The organism is Flavobacterium pisciphilum, from assembly GCF_020905345.1.
Classification (GTDB): Bacteria; Bacteroidota; Bacteroidia; order Flavobacteriales; family Flavobacteriaceae; genus Flavobacterium; species Flavobacterium pisciphilum.
In genome coordinates this window covers 4,120,751-4,142,485 of the sequence record NZ_JAJJMO010000001.1, presented here as the reverse complement: position 1 = coordinate 4,142,485, position 21,735 = coordinate 4,120,751, and the positions used below count along the sequence as shown (strand labels likewise).

The 21,735-nt window shown below is 33.3% G+C and carries 16 protein-coding genes; 8 read left to right on the top strand and 8 right to left on the bottom strand.

The annotated features are described in order from the left end of the window. Positions 1 to 20: 20 nt before the first annotated feature. A complete protein-coding gene (gene scpA / locus LNQ49_RS17610) occupies positions 21 to 2,159 on the top strand; it encodes a methylmalonyl-CoA mutase (RefSeq protein ID WP_229990320.1) in 2,139 nt (712 codons plus the stop codon). 351 nt (positions 2,160 to 2,510) lie between these two features. After that, entirely contained in the window at positions 2,511 to 3,947 is a 1,437-nt protein-coding gene (locus tag LNQ49_RS17605) for an alanine/glycine:cation symporter family protein (RefSeq protein ID WP_229990319.1), read from the top strand. Between the two features lie 112 nt (positions 3,948 to 4,059). Here the strand turns inward: LNQ49_RS17605 and LNQ49_RS17600 are convergent, their stop codons facing one another. The 4 genes from LNQ49_RS17600 to dapF all read right to left on the bottom strand — a co-directional run bounded on the left by LNQ49_RS17600 (position 4,060) and on the right by dapF (position 7,662). After that, on the bottom strand, positions 4,060 to 4,704 hold the full coding sequence (locus tag LNQ49_RS17600; RefSeq protein ID WP_229991349.1) for a peptidoglycan-binding protein LysM: 645 nt from the start codon (positions 4,702 to 4,704) through the stop codon (positions 4,060 to 4,062). A gap of 486 nt (positions 4,705 to 5,190) precedes the next feature. After that, a complete protein-coding gene (gene mltG, locus LNQ49_RS17595) occupies positions 5,191 to 6,231 on the bottom strand; it encodes an endolytic transglycosylase MltG (RefSeq protein ID WP_229990318.1) in 1,041 nt (346 codons plus the stop codon). A 58-nt stretch (positions 6,232 to 6,289) separates the two neighbouring features. Continuing rightward, positions 6,290 to 6,823 carry a GNAT family N-acetyltransferase gene (locus LNQ49_RS17590; protein ID WP_229990317.1) on the bottom strand — a complete coding sequence of 178 codons (534 nt, stop codon included), beginning with the start codon at positions 6,821 to 6,823 and terminating at the stop codon, positions 6,290 to 6,292. Positions 6,824 to 6,879: 56 nt separating this feature from the next. Then, the gene (gene dapF, locus LNQ49_RS17585; protein WP_229991348.1) at positions 6,880 to 7,662 is read right to left on the bottom strand and encodes a diaminopimelate epimerase; all 783 of its coding nucleotides are present in this window, start codon (positions 7,660 to 7,662) and stop codon (positions 6,880 to 6,882) included. 134 nt (positions 7,663 to 7,796) lie between these two features. Between dapF and LNQ49_RS17580 the strand changes: the two genes are divergently transcribed. Further along, positions 7,797 to 9,203, top strand: coding sequence for a trypsin-like peptidase domain-containing protein (locus LNQ49_RS17580; RefSeq protein WP_229990316.1), 1,407 nt, complete (start codon positions 7,797 to 7,799; stop codon positions 9,201 to 9,203). Between the two features lie 158 nt (positions 9,204 to 9,361). After that, positions 9,362 to 10,810: a glyceraldehyde-3-phosphate dehydrogenase gene (locus tag LNQ49_RS17575; RefSeq protein WP_229990315.1), complete on the top strand. Its 1,449-nt coding sequence runs from the start codon at positions 9,362 to 9,364 to the stop codon at positions 10,808 to 10,810. Positions 10,811 to 10,877: 67 nt separating this feature from the next. On the opposite strand, the gene LNQ49_RS17570 is transcribed toward LNQ49_RS17575, so the two are convergent. Continuing rightward, entirely contained in the window at positions 10,878 to 11,339 is a 462-nt protein-coding gene (locus LNQ49_RS17570; RefSeq protein ID WP_229990314.1) for an Lrp/AsnC family transcriptional regulator, read from the bottom strand. Positions 11,340 to 11,541: 202 nt separating this feature from the next. On the opposite strand from LNQ49_RS17570, the gene ald reads away from it, so the two are divergent. Continuing rightward, entirely contained in the window at positions 11,542 to 12,660 is a 1,119-nt protein-coding gene (gene ald / locus LNQ49_RS17565) for an alanine dehydrogenase (RefSeq protein WP_229990313.1), read from the top strand. A 347-nt stretch (positions 12,661 to 13,007) separates the two neighbouring features. Here ald and LNQ49_RS17560 read toward each other — a convergent pair whose 3' ends face one another. After that, on the bottom strand, positions 13,008 to 14,417 hold the full coding sequence (locus LNQ49_RS17560; protein ID WP_229990312.1) for an APC family permease: 1,410 nt from the start codon (positions 14,415 to 14,417) through the stop codon (positions 13,008 to 13,010). Positions 14,418 to 14,894: 477 nt separating this feature from the next. Here LNQ49_RS17560 and LNQ49_RS17555 point away from each other — a divergent pair, with 477 nt between their 5' ends. Together LNQ49_RS17555 and LNQ49_RS17550 are read left to right on the top strand one after the other, a co-directional pair. Beyond that, on the top strand, positions 14,895 to 15,998 hold the full coding sequence (locus LNQ49_RS17555; protein WP_229990311.1) for a glycosyltransferase family 9 protein: 1,104 nt from the start codon (positions 14,895 to 14,897) through the stop codon (positions 15,996 to 15,998). Between the two features lie 9 nt (positions 15,999 to 16,007). Further along, positions 16,008 to 16,373: an iron chaperone gene (locus tag LNQ49_RS17550; RefSeq protein ID WP_229990310.1), complete on the top strand. Its 366-nt coding sequence runs from the start codon at positions 16,008 to 16,010 to the stop codon at positions 16,371 to 16,373. Between the two features lie 43 nt (positions 16,374 to 16,416). On the opposite strand, the gene LNQ49_RS17545 is transcribed toward LNQ49_RS17550, so the two are convergent. Then, positions 16,417 to 17,604 carry a peptidoglycan endopeptidase gene (locus tag LNQ49_RS17545; RefSeq protein ID WP_229990309.1) on the bottom strand — a complete coding sequence of 396 codons (1,188 nt, stop codon included), beginning with the start codon at positions 17,602 to 17,604 and terminating at the stop codon, positions 16,417 to 16,419. 244 nt (positions 17,605 to 17,848) lie between these two features. On the opposite strand from LNQ49_RS17545, the gene LNQ49_RS17540 reads away from it, so the two are divergent. Beyond that, complete coding sequence (locus LNQ49_RS17540; protein ID WP_229990308.1) at positions 17,849 to 19,240, top strand: Kelch repeat-containing protein; 1,392 nt, start codon at positions 17,849 to 17,851, stop codon at positions 19,238 to 19,240. A 163-nt stretch (positions 19,241 to 19,403) separates the two neighbouring features. Here LNQ49_RS17540 and LNQ49_RS17535 read toward each other — a convergent pair whose 3' ends face one another. Further along, positions 19,404 to 21,668 carry an aconitate hydratase gene (locus tag LNQ49_RS17535; protein ID WP_229990307.1) on the bottom strand — a complete coding sequence of 755 codons (2,265 nt, stop codon included), beginning with the start codon at positions 21,666 to 21,668 and terminating at the stop codon, positions 19,404 to 19,406. Positions 21,669 to 21,735: the final 67 nt, after the last annotated feature.

Sequence of the window (21,735 nt, the reverse complement as noted above, 5' to 3'; positions counted from 1 at the left end):
CCCATCCAAAAAGTGTTTAAATGATACGAAAAGACCTCAACCATATCAAGCTAGATGTCAAAACAGAGAAATTAGATGTTGCATCAAAAAAGCAACAACCAACTAATAACTTTGAAACAGCTGAAGGCATTGATTTAAAAGCAACCTATAGCGAACAAGACATTGAGAATATAGAGCATATTGGTTTTGGAGCCGGATTTGCCCCAAATTTAAGAGGCCCTTATGCTACAATGTATGTTAGACGTCCTTGGACAATTAGGCAATATGCAGGTTTTTCGACTGCCGAAGAAAGTAATGCTTTTTACAGACGTAATCTAGCTGCTGGTCAAAAAGGCTTATCAATTGCTTTTGACTTGCCTACTCACCGTGGTTACGACTCCGATCACGAACGTGTTGTTGGTGATGTTGGAAAAGCGGGAGTTGCTATCGACACTGTCGAAGATATGAAAGTCTTATTTGATCAAATTCCACTTGAAGAAATGTCAGTTTCAATGACAATGAATGGAGCGGTTTTACCAATTATGGCTTTTTATATAGTTGCAGCCGAAGAGCAAGGTGTTCCGCCTGTAAAACTTTCAGGGACTATACAAAATGACATCTTAAAGGAATTCATGGTGCGTAACACTTATATTTACCCGCCAACTCCTTCAATGAAGATTATAGCTGATATCTTTGAATTTACGAGCAAAAAAATGCCGAAATTCAATTCGATTTCAATTTCTGGATACCATATGCAAGAAGCAGGTGCTACTGCTGATATCGAATTGGCTTACACTCTTGCCGACGGATTAGAATACATCCGAACAGGATTAGCAACAGGAATGTCTATAGATGATTTTGCCCCACGATTGTCTTTTTTCTGGGCAATAGGAATGAATCACTTTATGGAAATTGCTAAAATGCGTGCAGGAAGAATGATCTGGGCCAAACTAGTTCAGCAATTTAACCCAAAAAGCGATAAATCTTTAGCATTAAGAACACATTGTCAGACTAGCGGATGGAGTTTAACAGAGCAAGACCCTTTTAATAATGTTGCTCGTACTTGTATTGAGGCAACAGCAGCAGCTTTAGGTAGCACACAATCTTTACATACAAATGCACTAGACGAAGCCATAGCACTACCAACCGATTTTTCAGCTAGAATTGCACGTAATACACAAATCTTCTTGCAAGAAGAAACTAAAATAACCAAAACAGTTGATCCATGGGCAGGTAGTTATTATGTAGAAAGCCTAACAAATGAGATTGTTACCAATGCATGGAAATTAATAGAAGAGGTTGAAGAGCTAGGCGGAATGACGAAAGCTATTGAAGCTGGAATTCCTAAACTACGAATAGAAGAAGCTGCGGCACGAAAACAAGCCCGAATAGACAGTGGACAAGATATAATCGTTGGTGTTAACAAATACCGACTTGAAAAAGAAGACCCCCTACAGATTCTTGATGTAGATAACCAAATGGTACGAAAGCAACAGGTTGCTCAACTCGAACACATTAAAGCAACAAGAGATTCTGAAAAAGTAAAAGCAATACTCGAAAAATTAATCCATTGTGCAAAAACTGGCGACGGTAATTTACTTGAAATAGCTATCGATGCAGCAAGATATCGTGCTACACTTGGCGAAATCAGTGATGCATTAGAAACTGTTTTTGGAAGATACAAAGCACAAATTAAATCCTTTAGTGGCGTGTATAGTACAGCAATAAAAGACGACAAAAGCTTTGAAAAAGCAAAACAATTGGCCGATACCTTTGCAAAACAAGAGGGTCGTCGTCCAAGAATTATGATTGCCAAAATGGGGCAAGACGGTCATGACAGAGGTGCAAAAGTAGTTGCAACTGGTTATGCCGATGTAGGTTTTGATGTAGATATAGGTCCACTTTTCCAGACTCCAGCTGAGGCTGCCAAACAAGCTGTAGAAAATGATGTTCATATTCTAGGTGTTTCTTCACTTGCTGCAGGACATAAAACACTTGTACCACAAGTTATTGAAGAACTTAAAAAACACGGTCGTGAAGATATTATGGTAATTGTTGGTGGTGTAATACCAGCACAAGATTATCAATATTTATTTGATGCAGGTGCAGTTGCCGTTTTTGGTCCTGGGACAAAAATCAGTGAAGCAGCAATTACAATCCTAGAAATTTTAATTGATTAATAAAATTTAACATATCCATAATTTCTCTAATTAACCCTCATTTTTAGTTAATATTTAACGCATTTTACATACAAATCCGTCACATTTTACACTTCTTTTAAGGAAGGTGTTAATTTAATATAAGCTACTGACTTAAAACCAATTAAGACAGAAAAATCACACAAAAAAGCATTCTATTTAAAGGCAAAAGTATCAAAAATACGTTTGCCTTTTTTTATTCAATAAATTTTCTTTAGAACACTTTAACACCCCTACTTTCAAAAAACAATCCCTAAAATAACCAAATAACAACGGTCTTCATCAATTTCTTTTTTCTATTTTAGCAATTAACTTAATATCTAATTATCAAATATGGAACTATTTATAGAAAAAATATACAATATTATTTGGAATGACGTCCTAATATTTCTTTGTCTGATAACTGGAATATACTTTAGCATACGCTTTAAATTTCCTCAGATTTTGTATCTCAAACAAATGATTAAACTCCTGTTTAATAATAGTTCTTCAGATAAAGGGATTTCATCTTTTCAAGCTTTTTCGCTTGCAATTTCTGGCCGAGTAGGAACTGGTAATATTGCAGGTGTTGCTACAGCAATAGCGATGGGTGGACCAGGAGCAGTTTTTTGGATGTGGACTATAGCATTCTTAGGAAGTGCTTCTGCAATTGTTGAGGCTACTCTTGGACAAATGTATAAGGAAGAAAAAAACGGACAATACAGAGGGGGACCCGCGTTTTATATATTAAAAGGTCTAAATAACAAAGTATTCGCATGGACTTTTGCTATTGTAACAATAATAAGCACCGGATTCTTATTACCTAGTGTTCAAAGTAACAGTATCTCTGTTGCGGTAAAATCTGCCTTTGATATACCTGTATATCAAACAGGAATAGCCATCGTTCTATTACTTGGTGTTATTATCATCGGTGGAGTTAAAAGAATTAGTAAAGTGGCTGAATATGTCGTTCCATTTATGGCTGGATCTTACATCATCATGTCTTTAATCATAATTGGTGTAAACATAACTAAAGTACCGGAAGTGTTTTCTCTTATCTTCAACTCAGCCTTTAGTCTCGACGCAACATTTGGAGGAATAGTCGGTTTAGCAATCTCTTGGGGTGTAAAAAGAGGTATATACAGTAACGAAGCTGGCCAAGGAACCGCACCACATGCTGCAGCTGCTGCCGAAGTTTCTCACCCTGTAAAACAAGGGTTAGTTCAAGGGTTTTCTGTATATGTGGACACCTTATTTGTTTGTACAGCAACTGCCTTGATGATTCTCTTTACAGGACAATACAATGTAGTAAATCCGGAAGGAGGGTTTATATTAGAGAACATCCCTAATGTAGAAATGGGACCTGAATATACTCAATTTGCCGTTTCGCAACACTTTCCTCTTATTGGTAGTGGTTTTGTTGCTATAGCACTTGCTTTCTTCGCTTTTACAACTATTATGGCTTATTATTATATAGCAGAAAGTAATATTAGCTTTGTAATGGGTAAAAGCAAAAGTCAAATATTAATATGGTCGTTAAGAGTATTTATCTTACTCTCTACCTTTGTCGGCTGCATTACCAAAGCAAAAACAGCTTGGGCACTAGGTGATATTGGTGTAGGATTAATGGCTTGGCTTAATATTGTCGCTATCTTACTGTTACACAAAAAAGTCATAGTACTCTTCAAAGATTACAATCAACAAATCAAAGCAGGAATTGATCCTGTCTTTGATAACAGCAAATATAATTTTCCAAATATGAATATTTGGAACAAGAAATCTGAAAAATAATTACTAAAAATAAAAAACCCTTGCAAAAATATTTTTGCAAGGGTTCTATTTAATTATTTTGTCTAATAATCTGTATTCGATTATTAAAAACTAGTCATTCTTAACCAACAAATTATATGGAGTGTACTGTAGCATCATTATCTGCTTCAATAGAAGATACATTATAACCTCCAAAAGCTTTCATATAACTTCTTATAGACGTTCCGTAAGCATCTCTGAAATATTTTTGTCCATTATGCTTGAAAAAGTTTTTAACAGAACCAGCGCCTCCTAAATGGGCTGCTGCCAATATTCCTGATTCGGTAATATAAATTCCATTGATTAACTTCCCTTCGTATTTTTCGATTTCTTTTCTCAATATCCATTTGTTTTTAGACAATAAAGCAATAAATGCTTTTTCTTGTAACGCAGGATTTTTCAGGAATGCTTCATCATTTCGAACTCCAATTGCACGTAAGGCTTGGGTTCCAAATTGATATTTTCCCATATAACCAAGTGTGTTCACTTTTCTGTATTTACCTTGAGATTCTCTTAAAGCGATTGCTTCTTTGAAACCGATTAGGTGGTTTCCGGTGAAAGGAATACTGTCTAAAACAGGATAATCTTTCTTTTCTTTAGATGGCAATAAGTATTCGGTCCCATCTGTATTTTCTGTAAGAAACCAAGGTTTGGCGTCTAATTTAAAGGGTTTAAAACCCGTGCTTAAAAATGCAATTATAACTGTTAACGTTGTGTAAAAATACCATTTCTTTATCATAGATTGTTTTTCTTTTGAACGCTGTCCCATTCAAAAATTTCTGCCTGCAAAGATACAACAAAATTTATAAAGCTATAAATCAACCAGTTAAACTTTTCTAAAAACGCAAAATACCTCCCTTAAACCCCTAGTTAGGAGAGCGTTCCAAAAAATATTTTTAATTCTAAATCCTGCTGAAACCCAATGAAAACGTTTTCAAGAAAACTACTTTTCTTTCAATTTTTGTAAGATAAACGTCGAGACAAGAAGAAAATCAACGAGCAATATTTGAATCCTAAACATCCAAATAAATGCTATTTTTTTATAATATCATGTCAAAAATGAACACCACTATTTAAACAATTTTTGACCTCAGAATAAACAAAGTTTATTCCCTTCAAATTGACTAAAAAAAAGATGCCGAAGTAATTCACTTCGGCATCTTTATTATTATCTAATTGTATCTAAAATTGCATTTAGGCACAATTGTTATTTTCTTCTTCAAAACTATCTTACCACTCCTTGGCTGTTAATCCAATCTGAATATTTTTTCGCATTTACATTATGTTGTGCTAAAGTAGATGCAAACTCATGGTACCCAAAACGATCTATACTTGCGCAAAAATAGATATAATCATTTTTCTCAGGATTCAAAACTGCTTCTAGTGCTGTAATATCTGGCATTGCAATTGGTCCAGGAGGAAGTCCCGTATTCATATAGGTATTATACGGAGAAGACATTGTTAAGTCTTTATAAAAAACTCTTTTTATTACTTGATCAAAGTCATTTGTTTTCTTTTTGATTGCATAAATAACCGTTGGATCTGCTTGTAATGGCATTTCTAAACGTAATCTGTTCAGGTAAACCCCTGCAATTCTAGGTCGCTCGTCTTTTTTAACTGATTCTTTATGTACAATCGAAGCTAAGATGGTAGCTTCAACAGGAGTTAATCCTTGTGCTTTAGCTTTTGCAATACGTTCATCAGTCCAGAAATTATGATATTCTTTAATCATTTTATCACGAAACTTTAATGCCGAAGTATTCCAATACACTTCATAAGTATTTGGAATAAACATCGCAAATACATTTTCTTCATTAAAACCATTCTCTTTCAAAAACTCAGGGTCTTTAAAAGCCGTTAACAAAGACAAACTATCAGCTTCAATTTGTGAACCGATACGTCCTGCAAAATTCTCTAAACGTTCTTGATTATTAAAAGCTAATTTAACTGGAACATTAGATCGCATTGCTCTTACCAAATCCATATTGTTCATGTCCTTGGTCAATAAGAAACGTCCTGGTTTTACATTATCAGGGTAATTTCTTTTATTAGCAACCATCTCAAAATTACTTAAATCTTTGATATAGGGCTCCAATATTTTTTTGACATCTTCATAACTAGATCCTGTAGGTACATGTATGTATACCTCTTTCTCTGAAAATTTAGTATTAGCACTAAAAATTTGGTTTATCAAAATAAACCCATAAACCATCAAAACCGAAATTACAATTACGGCACTTATCGTTATAATTTTCTTTATATTCATATGGGGTTGCATTACTTGCTAGTATTTCTTGAATTATAACTAATTGAAAAATAAATATTTAAAACTTCTTATTAATTAATTGAAACATTGCTTCGTCCTGATAAACACCATTCACTAAAAGCCAATCTTTTTTTGTTCCAATTTTTTCAAAGCCAAATTTAGTAAAAAGTGCATTACTTGCTTCGTTTTTAACACCAATATTTGCATATAATTGATGCAAATTAAGATGATAAAAAGAATACTTAATTAATAGCTCTAAAGCCTCTGAACCAATATTTTGGTTTCTTTTTTCATTATCTTGAATTACAATTCCAATACCTGCCCTATTATTTTTAGGATCAAAGTCGAATAAATCAACCAAACCAATGGCTGGAAAATCCTGATCTTGACATATAGCTAATCGCAATTGCTTAGCTTCGTAAATATCCTGATGCGCATTTTCTAGATACTGTTTTATCAAAAAACGACTATAAGGTGTTTGTGTGTTACTTACTTCCCAAATCCTAAGATCGTTTTCGACTGCATAAATAAACTCCAAATCATTGGGCTCTAATGCTCGTATATATATAGTATCTCCTTTTAATGTTATCATTTTATGCTTTTAATTATTCTTAACCTTTCTCAGGCTAATAATATAGGAACTACTTATTAAATTTCGATTGTCCCTTTAAATACAAACTCAGCAGGTCCTTTAAGAAAAACGTTGGTAAAATGCTCCCCTATTTTTTCAAAAGAAACTACTAGTTTACCTCCTTCAACATTTAAGTTAATATCTGTTTCGTTTGTTTCGCCTATTGCATTCATAGCTATTGCTACTGCTGTAGCACCCGTTCCACATGCAAGGGTTTCATCTTCAACTCCCCTTTCGTAAGTACGTAATGAAAATGTTTTGTCATCTATTTTTTTTACAAAATTGACATTACTTCCAGGTTTACCATATAAATCGCCATAACGTATAGCAGCACCATTTTCTTTGACATTATAATGTTCTAAATCATCGACTAATTGTACATGGTGTGGAGAACCAGTATTTAAAAACGTGTGGTCATCAAATTTATTTATAGCATCAACATCTATCATTTGTAAAGAAACAATAGAGTCAGGCGCTATTGTAGCATGATGCAAACCATCAGTAGCTATAAAAGTAGTTTCATTTTCAATTACATTTAACTTTTTAGCAAATGCAACCAAACATCGCCCACCGTTTCCACACATTGAACTTTGATTCCCATCGGCGTTATAATACACCATTCTAAAATCGGTATCAGAATCGTTTTCTAACAAAATAAGTCCATCTGCTCCTATTCCGAATCTTCTGTCACACAATTGTTCAATTAATTTCGTATCTTTCTTGGGAAAGAAATCTGAACGATTGTCTATCATTACAAAATCATTTCCCGTCCCCTGATATTTATAAAATTCTACTTGCATTATTCTTGAATTAAGTAATACAAAAGTACGAACTATTAATGAAAAGTTAATCATTGTTAAAGAGAGTTAAACCACTTTACTTCAGTTTTTTTTTGATATAATTTTACTATAGATAACTTAAATATAAATCAACTATGAAACGATTTTCAACCTTATTTTTAGTGTCCTTATTAAGCGGAGCAACAACGCTTGGTGCATACAAATTATTATTTGACAACAACGGTTCTTTTTTTGGTAAAAAAAACTCAATTGTCACCGTTGCACCAAATTCTTACTCTAAACAAGTTGGATTAGGATTAGCTGCAGAGACGGTTGATTTTACAGCTGCTGCTGAAAAAACGATTCATACAGTAGTACACGTAAAAAATGTATCTCGTAGAACGGTTACTAATCCAGTGTTGGAATATTTTTATGGTTACAGAGGCGAACAATTACAAGAGCAAGTTGGTACTGGTTCTGGTGTAATTATTTCTGAAGACGGTTATATCGTAACCAACAATCACGTAATTAAAGGAGCCTCCGAGATTGAAATTACTTTAAATAATAAAAAATCGTATCCAGCTAAGCTAGTAGGAACCGATTCTAAAATGGATATTGCTTTATTAAAGATTAACGCTGACGAAAAATTACCGTATACCATTTTCGCAGATTCTGATTCGGTAAAAGTTGGAGAATGGGTTTTAGCAGTTGGTAATCCCTATAATCTAAATTCTACAGTAACTGCAGGAATTGTTTCTGCAAAAGCTAGAAATTTAGGTACAAGCGGAATTCAATCTTTTATTCAAACAGATGCTGCTGTAAATCCGGGTAATAGTGGTGGTGCATTAGTAAATACAAAAGGGGAACTAATAGGAATCAATACTATGATATCATCTACAACAGGTTCTTATGTAGGATATTCATTTGCTGTTCCATCCAATATTACTAAAAAAATCATTGAAGATTTTATGCAATTTGGTAATGTTCAAAGAGCTATTCTAGGTGTTGAAGGTGGAGAACTTAATGATGCCGCTTCTAAAGAACTAGGCGTTTCTCAAACACAAGGTTTTTACGTTAGCAAAGTGTCTAAAAATTCTGGTGCAGAAAAATCCGGCCTTCAAAAAGGAGACATTATTGTAAAAATTGACAATCATGACATCTCTACTTTTGCTGATCTTTCGGGATACATTAATACAAAAAGACCAAATGATAAAGTTCAGGTAAGTTTTATTCGTGATGGTAAAAATAAAGCTGTTCCAGTTATTTTAAGCAAAAATGAATTTTTCAGCACTGAATATAAAGGAATCGAATTGGAGAACATCGATGCAAGTGATAAAAAAAAATTCCGTATCAATTATGGGGTAAAAATTAAAGCTCTTACAAATGAAAGTTTGCAGCAATATAATGATGAGTTAAGAGGCAATATTATTTTAAGTATTGACAACATAAAAGCGACAGATATTGAAACGGTTTCGAAACTTTTAAATAAAAAAGACGAAAACCAAAGTATACGAATTGAAATGATCAATAAAAACGGAGAGGTTATTCGAGTTATCATCTAATTCTTTTTATTTCCCAAAACGTAAGCCATCTTGTAAAATCAAGGTGGCTTTTTTATTTCCAAAATAAATCATAAAATAGTTTACGAAATCGATTGAAATAGGTACTTTTGCGCCAAATTTAAAAAAACAAGCTGTTTTATTTTTAGAAATTTTCAACTATGAGCAAAAAATCTTTGTACCAAAAAGAAGTATCATTTCAAGTCGACAGACGAAAAGCCGGAGTAGAATTGATTAAAATCATAAGCGATTTATGGTATGATAAATCCATTGAAATGGTTTTATTTAAAAATCAATTACTGGACAAAAATGTAAGCGACATTATTAACCTGCACCAATACGCAGGAGAATTTGTAGGTAAACCAATTACTGTTTTTGACTCTGTTGAAATTGCAAGAGTTGTTTTATCACTAAAATTACCACCTGCCAAAATAGATATTGGAAAGTTAACTTACGAATATCGCTTGGAGGATGAAAAATATCCTGATGCTCGTCATTTTGTGATTGAGAAACTTAAGGATGCTAAATTAACTGAAGAAATTCAACCTAAAGATGTTGTTCTTTATGGTTTCGGTAGAATTGGCCGTTTATTGGCAAGAGAATTAATGTCGAAAACTGGAAAAGGAAATCAATTGCGATTAAGAGCTATTGTTATTCGTGACAAAAGCGAACTTGCAAATCTTGAAAAAAGAGCTTCTCTATTAAGATACGACTCTATTCATGGTGATTTTCAAGGATCTGTAACTGCTGACCCTAAAAACAATGCATTATTAATTAATGGAACTACTGTACATGTTATTGCAGCAAATTCACCTGAAGAAATAGATTATACTCTATATGGTATAAACAATGCTCTTGTAATTGATAATACTGGTGCTTTTACAACACAAGAGGCTTTGAGCAGACATTTAGTTTCTAAAGGTGTTGACAAAGTTTTACTTACTGCTCCTGGAAAGGGAGTCCCTAATATTGTACATGGAGTAAACCATAATGAGTATAATCCTGATGAAAATGACATTTTCTCAGCTGCATCATGCACTACAAATGCTATCACTCCTATTTTAAAAGCTATAGAAGATACATTAGGAGTTGTAAAAGGTCATCTAGAAACTATTCATGCATATACAAATGACCAAAATCTGGTTGATAATATGCATAAAAAACACCGTCGTGGTAGAGCTGCAGCATTAAATATGGTTATTACTGAAACTGGTGCTGGAAGTGCTGTTGCAAAAGCCTTACCATCACTTGAAGGAAAATTAACTTCAAATGCAATTCGTGTTCCTGTTCCTAACGGATCTCTAGTTGTATTAAACCTAGATGTAAAAAAAGCAACTTCGGTTACAGCTATTAATAAAATAATGAAAAAATATGCGCTTGAAGGGGAACTGGTAGAGCAAATAAAATACTCTTTGAATACTGAGTTAGTTTCTTCAGATATAATTGGTACTTCAGCACCATCTATTTATGACAGTAATGCTACAATAGTTTCTAAAGATGGAAAAAGCATTGTATTATATATATGGTATGACAACGAATATGGCTACAGTCATCAAGTAATTCGATTGGCTAAATATATTGCCAAAGTGAGACGTTTTACTTACTACTAGCATACAAACAACCAAAACCTATTTTTATTAAAACCATCAAGTTTACTTGGTGGTTTTTTATTTTGTTTTATATTATTGGTAAAACGGTTGTACTTTTTACTTCTGAGATTACAAAGACTGTATTGATTAGAGAAACTTCAGGCAATACAGATAATTTTTTCTGATGAAAATGATGGTACGATTCCATATCTGGAATGATAATTTTAAGCATATAATCAAAATTTCCAGAAACATAATTACATTCTACAACTTCTGGCAAATTCAAAATGGACTGATTAAACCCTTCTGAAGTATCATACGTCTGTTTTGTGAGTGTTACTTGGCAATAAACCGTAAGGTTATTCCCTAATTTTTTCTTACTCAAAATAGACACATATTTCTCAATAACTCCCTCTCTCTCAAGACGTTTAACTCGATCATGAACAGGTGTAAGAGACAAATTTATTTTATTAGCTATGTCTTTTAAAGTATGGCGCGCATCTTCTTGTAAAAGGCGTAAGATTTTTTTGTCAGTTTCGTCTAAAAGCATAGTAAAAAGTGTTTCAAATAATTATTAATAATCAGTCATTTTTTCTTTTTACAGTCATTAAATGCTCCTTAAAAAGAATATTTTTTTGTAAAAATATTAAATAAAAACAATATTTTCTTAATTATAACCATAATATCAATAATATATTCTCTATATGTAGCTTTGTAAAACAAAATTAACAAAAACAAAAAATACTTAGAAAATGATAATAGGTGTTCCAAAAGAAATCAAGAATAACGAAAACCGTGTAGCTGTTACACCAGCTGGGGTTTCTGAAATGAAAAAACATGGACATGTTGTTTACGTTCAAGCAACTGCAGGTTTAGGAAGTGGATTTAGTGATGAGGAGTACACAGCTGCTGGAGCTCAGGTTTTAGCAACTATTGAAGAGGTATACGCTATTGCTGAAATGATTATTAAAGTAAAAGAGCCTATTGCATCTGAATATGATTTAATCAAAAAAGATCAATTATTATTTACATACTTCCATTTTGCTTCATCTGAGCCGTTAACACATGCTATGATCGAAAAAGGAGCTGTATGTTTAGCTTATGAAACTGTTGAAAAAACAGACCGTAGTTTACCATTATTAGTTCCAATGTCAGAAGTTGCTGGACGTATGTCTATCCAACAAGGAGCTAAGTATCTTGAGAAACCATTAAAAGGAAGAGGAATTCTTTTAGGTGGTGTTCCAGGTGTTCCTCCAGCTAAAGTATTAGTACTTGGTGGTGGAATTGTTGGTACTCAAGCTGCTAAAATGGCTGCTGGTTTAGGAGCTCAAGTTACTATTATGGATGTAAGTTTAGCACGTCTACGTCATTTAGATGATATTATGCCTGCAAATGTAAATACAGAAATGTCTAACCATTATAATATCACTAAAGCGATTGCTGATGCTGATTTAATAGTTGGAGCTGTTTTAATTCCAGGAGCAAAAGCACCTCACTTAGTTACTCGTGATATGCTTAAATTAATGCGTCCAGGAACTGTTGTAGTTGACGTTGCTGTTGATCAAGGTGGATGTATTGAAACATGTACTCCTACAACTCACGAAAACCCAACTTTTATCATTGACGATATTGTACATTACTGTGTGGCTAATATGCCTGGAGCTGTACCTTACACATCTACACTTGCTTTAACAAATGCTACTCTTCCTTATGCTTTACAATTAGCAAACAAAGGATGGCAAAAAGCATGTGCTGAAAATGAAGAATTGAGAAAAGGATTGAATATTGCTAATGGAAAAATTCTTTATAAAGGAGTTGCCGAAGCTTGGAATCTTCCTTATAATGAAGAGTTAGTGATAGCAAACGCATAGTTGCTAGCATTATACAAGTGCTTACTACACTAGAAAACCCGTCATATGACGGGTTTTCTGTTTTATATAGTATTAGTTTTAAGTCTTCAGTACACAGTTTCAAGTTTCAAGTCTTGAGTTTTAAGAGCCTTTACGCATCTCATTGCAAATCTTTGCGAAACAACTTTAATATAGCTAAATCTCTTAAATCTGCGTGCATAAAAATTTTAACCATAGCAGCCTAGTTACTAGTCACATTTAAAATAATCTTGGTGCCCTTGCGTATCCCGATAACCATCGGGACTGCGAACTTTGCGGTTACCCTTCTGGTTCCTAGTTTGAAGCTAAAACAAACCTCCCATTTAATATTATTCTTTCGGCTTGGTTAAATAATAAACAGGAATTCCTGTTAGCATAATTAAAACACCCCAACCACAAGTAGAGAATTTAGTTAGCAACAAACAAATACAAATTGCCGATGCTACTACAATATATAAAATTGGCAAAAATGGATATCCAAAAGCCTTATAAGGCCTTTCGACATTTGGCATTTTTTTACGCAAAATAAAGATTCCGTATATCGTCAATATGTAAAAAATCAAAACAATGATAATTACAAAATCTAATAAGTCTCCATACTTTCCGGTTAAACACAAGGCCGAAGCCCAAATACATTGTGCCCACAAAGCCCAAGCTGGAACACTAAAATTATTCAATACTGCTGCTTTCTTAAAAAACAAACCGTCATTTGCCATTGTATAATACACTCTGGCACCTGCCATAATCAAACCATTATTACAAGCAAAAGTCGAAATCATAATCATAATGGCAATGATTAATGTTCCAATATTTCCAAAAATATATTGTGATGCCACAACCGCTACCCTATCTGATTTTGCCGTGGCAATTTCATCCAAAGGAATAACAGCCAAGTACATTAAATTTGTTAGAACATAAATAATCGTAACTATAAAAGTCCCTAAAAACAAACTAAAACCTACATTACGTTTTGGATTTTTAATTTCACCTGCAATAAAAGTCACTCCGTTCCAAGCATCACTAGAGAACAAAGATCCGACCATCGCAGCCGAAATACCAGTAATTAATGCTGTACCCCCTATTGGGAACCAAGATTTAGTATCTGCATCAAAAGCTCGTGTAGACCAAGCATCTGCCCAGTTGGCATCCCAAATAGAAGCTTTAGCTCCAAGTGTTAACCCGAAAACAATTAATCCTAAAAGTGATAAAATTTTAATGATTGTTAAAACCGTCTGCAAAATTTTACTGTTTTTAACTCCACGACTATTAATATACGTCAAAAAAACAATCGTAACAATAGAAACCAACTGAGCTGCATTTAAACGAAAATTACCTAATTCTAAAAGGACATTCTCATCACTAAAAGGCTCATAGAGATAGGCTGCAAATTTTGCAAAAGCAACACCCACGGCTGCGATAGTACCTGTTTGAATAACAGCAAAAAAACTCCATCCGTACAGAAAAGCTATTAATTTATTATAGGCTTCTTTTAAATATACATACTGCCCTCCTGCTTTTGGAAACATAGCACTTAGCTCTCCATAACTCACAGCAGCAATAACTGTAATTAATCCTGAAATTAACCATATCATAGTTAGCCAACCAGCAGAACCTACCTGTCGAGCAATATCGGCACTTACAATAAATATTCCTGAACCTATCATGGATCCAACTACAAGCATAGTTCCGTCCAATAATCCGAGCTCTCTTTTAAAATCTTCTGGTTTGTTTTCTTGCATATATTTTGGTTTTTGGTTAGCTAAAGATATACTTTTTTTGGAAATCTTAGTTTTTAGATCATTGATTTTTAGATTATAGCCGATTTAAAAAATTTAGTTTTAACCACACTGTCAAGCAGAATAAAGCCTAAGCTTTTTTTTACAACAATACAAAATCCAAAAAATCAACAAATAATTTTCTTTCACATTTTTACTGGTGCATAAAAAGCTAACTGTAAGTTAACCAAGGCTTAACTAATAATTACTTAAAAAAAATGAATTTAGTCAAATCATATAATAAAAAAAACAAATTATATAATCCCCTTGTAAATGAATAGATTAACTTTACTATAAGCACTTTACAAAATAATTTATTGAATCATTTTTCTACATTATTTAAAAATGAGCCTTACTAATTTATTCTTTGTTCTTGTTGCTTTATTGAGCTCCCAATTATTCTTTTTAATTAAAACAAGTTTAACGAATAATTTTTACACTATGAAAACCTTAAAAACCTTAAACATAGTAAGGCGCAATTTAATGCATCGCTTAACCAAAAACATTGGCAATTCGACGCTCAATAAGAAAATGGATTCAAGCATTAGTCCTGAAGTCAAAAGAGTATTAATTTCCAGACCAAATGCCCGATTAGGAAACCTACTCCTAATTACTCCTCTAATAGAAGAAGTCACAAAAACATTCCCTGGATGTAAAATAGATTTATTTGTAAAAGGAAACTTAGCTCCCATATTATTCGAAAATTATGATAATGTCGATAAAATAATCCAATTACCTAAAAAACCCTTTAAGAGTTTACTTCAATACATTAAAGTATGGATATCTCTTCGACTACAACAATATGACATTGCAATTAATGTCGATAAAAATTCTTCTTCTGGAAGACTCTCTGTCAAGTTTTCTAATTCAAAATTCAAATTCTTTGGAGATCCTACTACCGAAGATATTCAATTACAATATAACGATTACGAGCATATCGCAAAATACCCAGTTTATAATTTCAGAAGCTACTTAAGCGCGATTGGCATCACTTTTAACAATAGCCCAATTGGAGCATTAAATCTAAAATTAAGTGATTCAGAAATTATTGAAGGGAAAAAAATATTAAGCAATTTAATCAATAATGATAAAATGACACTCTGCATATACACCTATGCTACTGGAGAAAAATGTCATTCAAAATCATGGTGGAGGAAGTTTTACAAAAAATTAAAAACCAAATACCCTAATTACAATATCATTGAAATTTTACCTATCGAAAATGTCTCTCAAATTGACTTTAAAGCCCCTCATTTTTACAGTAAAGACATTCGAGAAATTGGAGCGTTAATTGCAAACACTCAAGCTTTCATCGGAGCCGATTGCGGAATCATGCATTTAGCAAGTGCTGTGCAAACACCTACTGTTGGCCTATTTTCAATTAGTGAGCAAAAAAAATATGAACCTTATCACAATCATAGCATCGCAATAAACACGAATAAAACATCTATTTTGCAATCTATAAAAATAATAGCATACATGATTAGTCATAACTTATCTCTTAGAGTCACTACTACTACATCTACACTAGTAGCTTTATACTAACAATAAGACATGATAACTCCTAAATCTAAAACCATTGATGAATATATTGCTGGGTTTCCATCTGAAACTCAGCAAATATTAGAGCAAGTTCGCCAAACAATAAAAAAGGCTGCTCCTGATGCTGAAGAAAAAATAAGTTATGTCATTCCAACTTTTACGCTTAATGGTAATTTGGTGCACTTTGCTGCTTTCAAAAACCATATTGGTTTTTATGCAATGCCCACAGGCAATGAAGCTTTTCAAGAAGAACTAGCTACTTACAAAGCAGGAAAAGGCTCGATTCAATTCCCAATAGACAAACCAATGCCCTTGGATTTGATAACTAAGATTGTAAATTTTCGAGTTAAAGAAAATTTAGAGAAAATAAAAAAGTAGTTTTTTTAAACTGTGTGGTTTAGATAATATCTTAAGTGGATATTTACTCTAAAACGCGATTAACTTGTGTAAAGTTTCTTTCGTAATACGCCTCTTTTGTAGATGATACTATAACACCACGATGAACTGATGAATGGATGAATTTTATTTCACCATCGTTAGCTTCTATTACCATTCCTACATGATTTATCTGACGTCTTCCATTCGTTTTAAAGAAGATTAAATCTCCTTTTTTTGCTTCTTCTGAAGCAATTTTAGTACCTATGCGAGATTGCTCGATAGAGCTTCTAGGTAATTTAATATCAAAACTTCCAAATGTTGTTACCATTAAACCTGAACAATCAAAACCGGATCTAGTCGTTCCACCTGAACGGTAACGTACTCCTACATTTTCGGTTGCATTCAGAACCAATTGGTTTAATAAATCTGAGTTATGAGTAAACTTACTATCAGTTGTTGTTGCAGTATCTTTAACAACTGTTGTTGCTACGGCTGTAGCTGTATTGTCTATTGAAGTTTTGGCTTCTTCTTGTACCTCTTTCTTCACATAGTTGCTTGAAGGAAGAATTTTTAAGACTGAACCAACAGGTAATCTCTTTTTGATAAATGGGTTTTGTTTTTCTAATTCTGCAACTGTAAGTCCATATTCCTTAGCAATTGCATATTTAGTTTCTTTAGGTAAAACCTCCCGTACAATTTGAGTTTCTACAACTTTTTCAATTATCTCTGGCTGCGTTCCCGTAACCACTGCATCTTCTGTCGTAACTGTTTTAGAACTCGCTATTAGCGTTGATTTAGCAGTACCTGGAATTATAATTTGCTGTCCTATTTTAAGCCCTTCACTTTCTAATTTTGGATTGGCTTTTTTTAATTCTTCGACTGTAAGTTGGTATTGCTTTGAAATTCCGTACAATGTTTCTTTTGCCTGAATTTCATGTGTAGTTGTTTCCTGAAGATTATTATTTGTATTATTTACAATTACTTCTTTGGTCTTTGTTGTTTTATTGGCGATAGCTTTCTGAGAACTTGGAATTAGCAAGATTGAATTTAGTTTCAACAACTTACTTGCTTTGGGATTTAAATCAAGAATGTCTTTTACTTTTACATTGTATTTTTTTGCTATCACACTAACATTCTCTCCTTTAGAAATTTTGTGCTTGATATATTTTTCTTGTGAAAAAACACCAAAACTAAAAAAAAACAATGCTAATACTAGTCCAAAACTTTTCATTCTTATTCAAATTACATTCGCAGATTCTATTTAATTCTTTTTAAAAAATCAAAAAACAACAATCTAATTACTAAAAAAGCTAATTTAACTTTTTAAACTAAAAATCACTAATTTTTAACAACTCTTTATATTCAAATTAACAAATTCCACATAAAACATAATCGTTCTATATTAATTCCATTATTTTTTATTGAAAAATATTCTTACTTTTAAACAAGGAATAACCCGTTAAAAAATGACTTTCTTGAAAAAACTAATTTTAATTTTCACTTTATTACCTTTCTTTTCAATCGCTCAAGGTATGAAAGGGATTGTTTTCTCTAAAAAAAACAATTTACCCATAGAAAACACTAATGTTTTTGCATTATCTAGTAAAGTCGGAACCATAACCAATTTAAAAGGAGAATTTACTCTAAACATTGATCCCAAATTTGCAGATAATGAAGTAATAGAATTTTCACATATTGGCTACACTACTACAAGATTCTCTTTAAGCTATTTAATAAACCAACACTTGAATATTTTTCTCGAAGAGGATATCCAAAACTTATCTGGAGTAACTATTATTGCTAATCCAAATCTAAAATCAAAACTTCCATTTAACAAATTGTCTCCTTCAAAGAAATCAACTTTCTCTTTTGGTTCTTTTCTGAAGGATGGCAAAATTCACATTGTTGGCGGAGAAGCTTCTTTTAAAACAGATCAATTGGCAAAAGGTCGAGCACAAAAAGCCGACTACAATTTAACAGACTACTTAAAGGATGCAGGAAACAATCCTAAATTTTTATATTACAGAGGAAATTACTCTATATATAATACCAAAACAGATACTTGGGAATTCACAAAGACAAAATTAAAAAAAAGAGCTTATCATAACATTCATTATTACAACAATTCTATTTATGTGCTGGGCGGAAAACGAATGTTCGTAAACAAAGAAACATCTTGGGAATACTTAGAAGATAAAATTGAAGTCTTTGACATAGAAAAACAAACCATAAAAATAGATAATACAAATCCGCATCAGGCAGTAAATTTTGCTTCGTTTGTTTATAACGACAATATTATAGTAATGGGAGGTTCTGTTAAAATGACTGATGAAGGCAAAAAAGATTTTACCAACAAAGTACATTTATATAATATTCCTTCCGGCTATTGGTACGAACTTACCAACATGCCAATCGCCAAAGAAGCAACCGGAATTTTGATTGACAACAAAATATATCTTATTGGCGGAGATAACGGAAAACCGATGACTAGTATTGAAACTTTTGATTTGGTCACAGAAAAATGGCAGACTGAAGGTGAATTATTTTCTGGACTACTACGACCTGCTATAGCCACTGACGGAAATATGATATATGTTTTTGAAAATCAAATAATGTATACTTACGACTTAAAATCTAAACAATTGAAAGAATATGAAATCAATTTAGACATGAAATATTCGGCTATGTACTATGACAATAATAAGCTTTATGTTTTAGGAGGCCTTATTGAAAAAAACTTTACAAAAAAACCTTCTGATGACGTATTCAGTATTGATATTAGCGACTTTAAAACTACAAAACCCAACAAAACTAAAACACTATCGCAAGGGGTGAGTTTTGCGAAAACCAATGAGAATCCCCTTTAATTAATATCATCTTATAACACCTAATGTTCTAGCCCTGATGAAAGCGGCATCCTTTTTATTTTTTCTTTAAAAATAAAAAGATATAGCGGACAACAGGAAATAGCTTCTAATAAAAAAACTCCCAAGTTACCTTGAGAGTTTTTAAAGAATTTTATACCTTTAATTATGCTTTTCCAGCGGCAATTAGGTTTAATGCTGAACCAGCTACGAACCAGCCTATCTGTCCTTCGTTATAGGTATGATTTGCTAAGATTATATCTTTAGTTCCATCTGCGTGAACGAATTCTAATGTTAATGGTTTACCTGGAGCAAAATCTACTAAATCAACAAAATTGATTGTATCATCTTCTTGGATTTTATCATAATCTGCTTCGTTAGCAAATGTCAATCCTAAAAGCCCTTGTTTCTTAAGGTTTGTTTCGTGGATACGAGCAAACGATTTCACCAATACTGCTTTAACACCTAAGAAACGTGGCTCCATTGCTGCATGCTCACGAGAAGACCCTTCTCCATAGTTATGATCTCCCACAACGATAGACGGAACTCCTGCTGCTTTGTATGCACGTGCAACTGCTGGAACTGCATCATAGGTTCCAGTTAATTGATTCTTAACTGAATTTGTTTTTTGGTTGAATGCATTTACTGCACCTATCAACATATTGTTAGAAATATTATCTAAGTGCCCACGGAAACGCAACCATGGTCCTGCCATAGAGATATGATCTGTTGTACATTTTCCAAATGCTTTGATAAGCAATTTAGCTCCCATAATGTTTTTACCATCCCAAGCTTCAAACGGAGCTAATAATTGCAAACGCTCTGACTCTGGATTTACAGAAACCTTAACTCCTGAACCGTCTTCAGCTGGTGCTTGAAAACCTGGATCTTTTGCATCAAATCCTTTTGGAGGCAATTCGTCCCCTGTAGGAGCTTCTAACATGACTTCTTCTCCATCTTCGTTAATCAAAGTATCTGTTAATGGATTAAAGCTTAAATCTCCTGCAATAGCCATTGCAGTCACCAATTCTGGCGAACCTACAAATGCTAATGTATTTGGATTTCCATCGGCACGTTTTGAGAAGTTACGATTGAAAGAGTGAACGATTGTATTTCTTTCTTCTTTTTCAGCTCCTTCTCTATCCCACATACCAATACACGGTCCGCAAGCATTAGCAAAAACTGTTGCTCCAATTTTATGGAATGTATCGATAAAACCATCACGCTCGATTGTATAACGAACTACTTCTGAACCAGGAGTAATTGTAAACTGTGATTTAGTTTTTAAGTTCTTAGCACTTACTTGTCTTGCTAAAGATGCTGCACGAGCAATATCTTCGTATGAAGAGTTTGTACATGAACCTATTAAACCAACTTGAATTTGTAATGGCCAGTTATTTTTAATCGCTTCTTCTTTCATTTTAGAAATTGGAGTAGCTAAATCTGGTGTAAAAGGTCCGTTTAAGTGTGGTTCCAATTCTGACAAGTTAATTTCGATAACCTGATCAAAATATTTTTCTGGATTTGCATATACTTCTGGGTCTCCTGTTAAGTATGAAGCTACTTTATCTGCTGCATCTGCAACATCTGCTCTATTTGTTGAACGCAGGTAACGACTCATAGAAGCGTCATAACCAAAAGTTGAAGTTGTAGCTCCAATCTCTGCTCCCATATTACAAATAGTACCTTTTCCTGTACATGACATTGAAGTAGCACCTTCTCCAAAATATTCAACAATTGCTCCTGTTCCTCCTTTTACAGTAAGAATACCAGCAACTTTAAGAATAACATCTTTAGGAGCTGTCCATCCTGATAATTTACCAGTTAATTTTACTCCGATTAATTTAGGGAATTTTAATTCCCATGCCATTCCTGACATAACATCTACTGCATCGGCTCCACCAACACCAATAGCAACCATTCCTAATCCACCTGCATTTACAGTATGTGAATCTGTACCGATCATCATTCCTCCTGGGAAAGCATAATTCTCAAGTACTACTTGGTGAATAATCCCTGCTCCTGGCTTCCAGAAACCAATTCCGTATTTATTAGAAACTGACGACAAGAAATCAAATACTTCGTTACTTTGTGTTTTTGCTCTAGCCAAATCGGTTGCTGCATCAACTTTAGCTTGAATTAAATGATCACAATGTACTGTTGTAGGAACTGCAACTTTTGATTTACCTGCGTGCATGAATTGCAATAATGCCATTTGAGCAGTTGCATCTTGACATGCAACACGATCCGGTGCAAAATCAACATAATCAACTCCTCTTCCAAACGCCTTTGTCGGGGCTCCATCCCATAGGTGATTGTACAAAATTTTCTCAGTTAAAGTAAGTGGACGTCCAACAATTTCGCGTGCTTTATCAACACGACTTGGCATGTTGTCATACACTTTTTTAATCATTTCAATATCAAATGCCATAATATACTTGTTTTGTTTTTATTCTTTTTTGAACATGACAAGTTACAAAAAATAGAGTAGCTATAAA

What these genes read in the sequence shown, in the direction of transcription:
- LNQ49_RS17535 (WP_229990307.1), bottom strand. Translation starts at nt 21,668, where the DNA reads ATGGCATTTGATATTGAAATGATTAAAAAAGTGTATGACAACATGCCA.
- LNQ49_RS17575 (WP_229990315.1), top strand. Translation starts at nt 9,362, where the DNA reads ATGAGCAAAAAATCTTTGTACCAAAAAGAAGTATCATTTCAAGTCGAC.
- scpA (WP_229990320.1), top strand. Translation starts at nt 21, where the DNA reads ATGATACGAAAAGACCTCAACCATATCAAGCTAGATGTCAAAACAGAG.
- LNQ49_RS17560 (WP_229990312.1), bottom strand. Translation starts at nt 14,417, where the DNA reads ATGCAAGAAAACAAACCAGAAGATTTTAAAAGAGAGCTCGGATTATTG.
- LNQ49_RS17590 (WP_229990317.1), bottom strand. Translation starts at nt 6,823, where the DNA reads ATGATAACATTAAAAGGAGATACTATATATATACGAGCATTAGAGCCC.
- LNQ49_RS17555 (WP_229990311.1), top strand. Translation starts at nt 14,895, where the DNA reads ATGAAAACCTTAAAAACCTTAAACATAGTAAGGCGCAATTTAATGCAT.
- LNQ49_RS17550 (WP_229990310.1), top strand. Translation starts at nt 16,008, where the DNA reads ATGATAACTCCTAAATCTAAAACCATTGATGAATATATTGCTGGGTTT.
- LNQ49_RS17545 (WP_229990309.1), bottom strand. Translation starts at nt 17,604, where the DNA reads ATGAAAAGTTTTGGACTAGTATTAGCATTGTTTTTTTTTAGTTTTGGT.
- LNQ49_RS17580 (WP_229990316.1), top strand. Translation starts at nt 7,797, where the DNA reads ATGAAACGATTTTCAACCTTATTTTTAGTGTCCTTATTAAGCGGAGCA.
- LNQ49_RS17570 (WP_229990314.1), bottom strand. Translation starts at nt 11,339, where the DNA reads ATGCTTTTAGACGAAACTGACAAAAAAATCTTACGCCTTTTACAAGAA.
- LNQ49_RS17605 (WP_229990319.1), top strand. Translation starts at nt 2,511, where the DNA reads ATGGAACTATTTATAGAAAAAATATACAATATTATTTGGAATGACGTC.
- ald (WP_229990313.1), top strand. Translation starts at nt 11,542, where the DNA reads ATGATAATAGGTGTTCCAAAAGAAATCAAGAATAACGAAAACCGTGTA.
- mltG (WP_229990318.1), bottom strand. Translation starts at nt 6,231, where the DNA reads ATGAATATAAAGAAAATTATAACGATAAGTGCCGTAATTGTAATTTCG.
- dapF (WP_229991348.1), bottom strand. Translation starts at nt 7,662, where the DNA reads ATGCAAGTAGAATTTTATAAATATCAGGGGACGGGAAATGATTTTGTA.
- LNQ49_RS17600 (WP_229991349.1), bottom strand. Translation starts at nt 4,704, where the DNA reads ATGATAAAGAAATGGTATTTTTACACAACGTTAACAGTTATAATTGCA.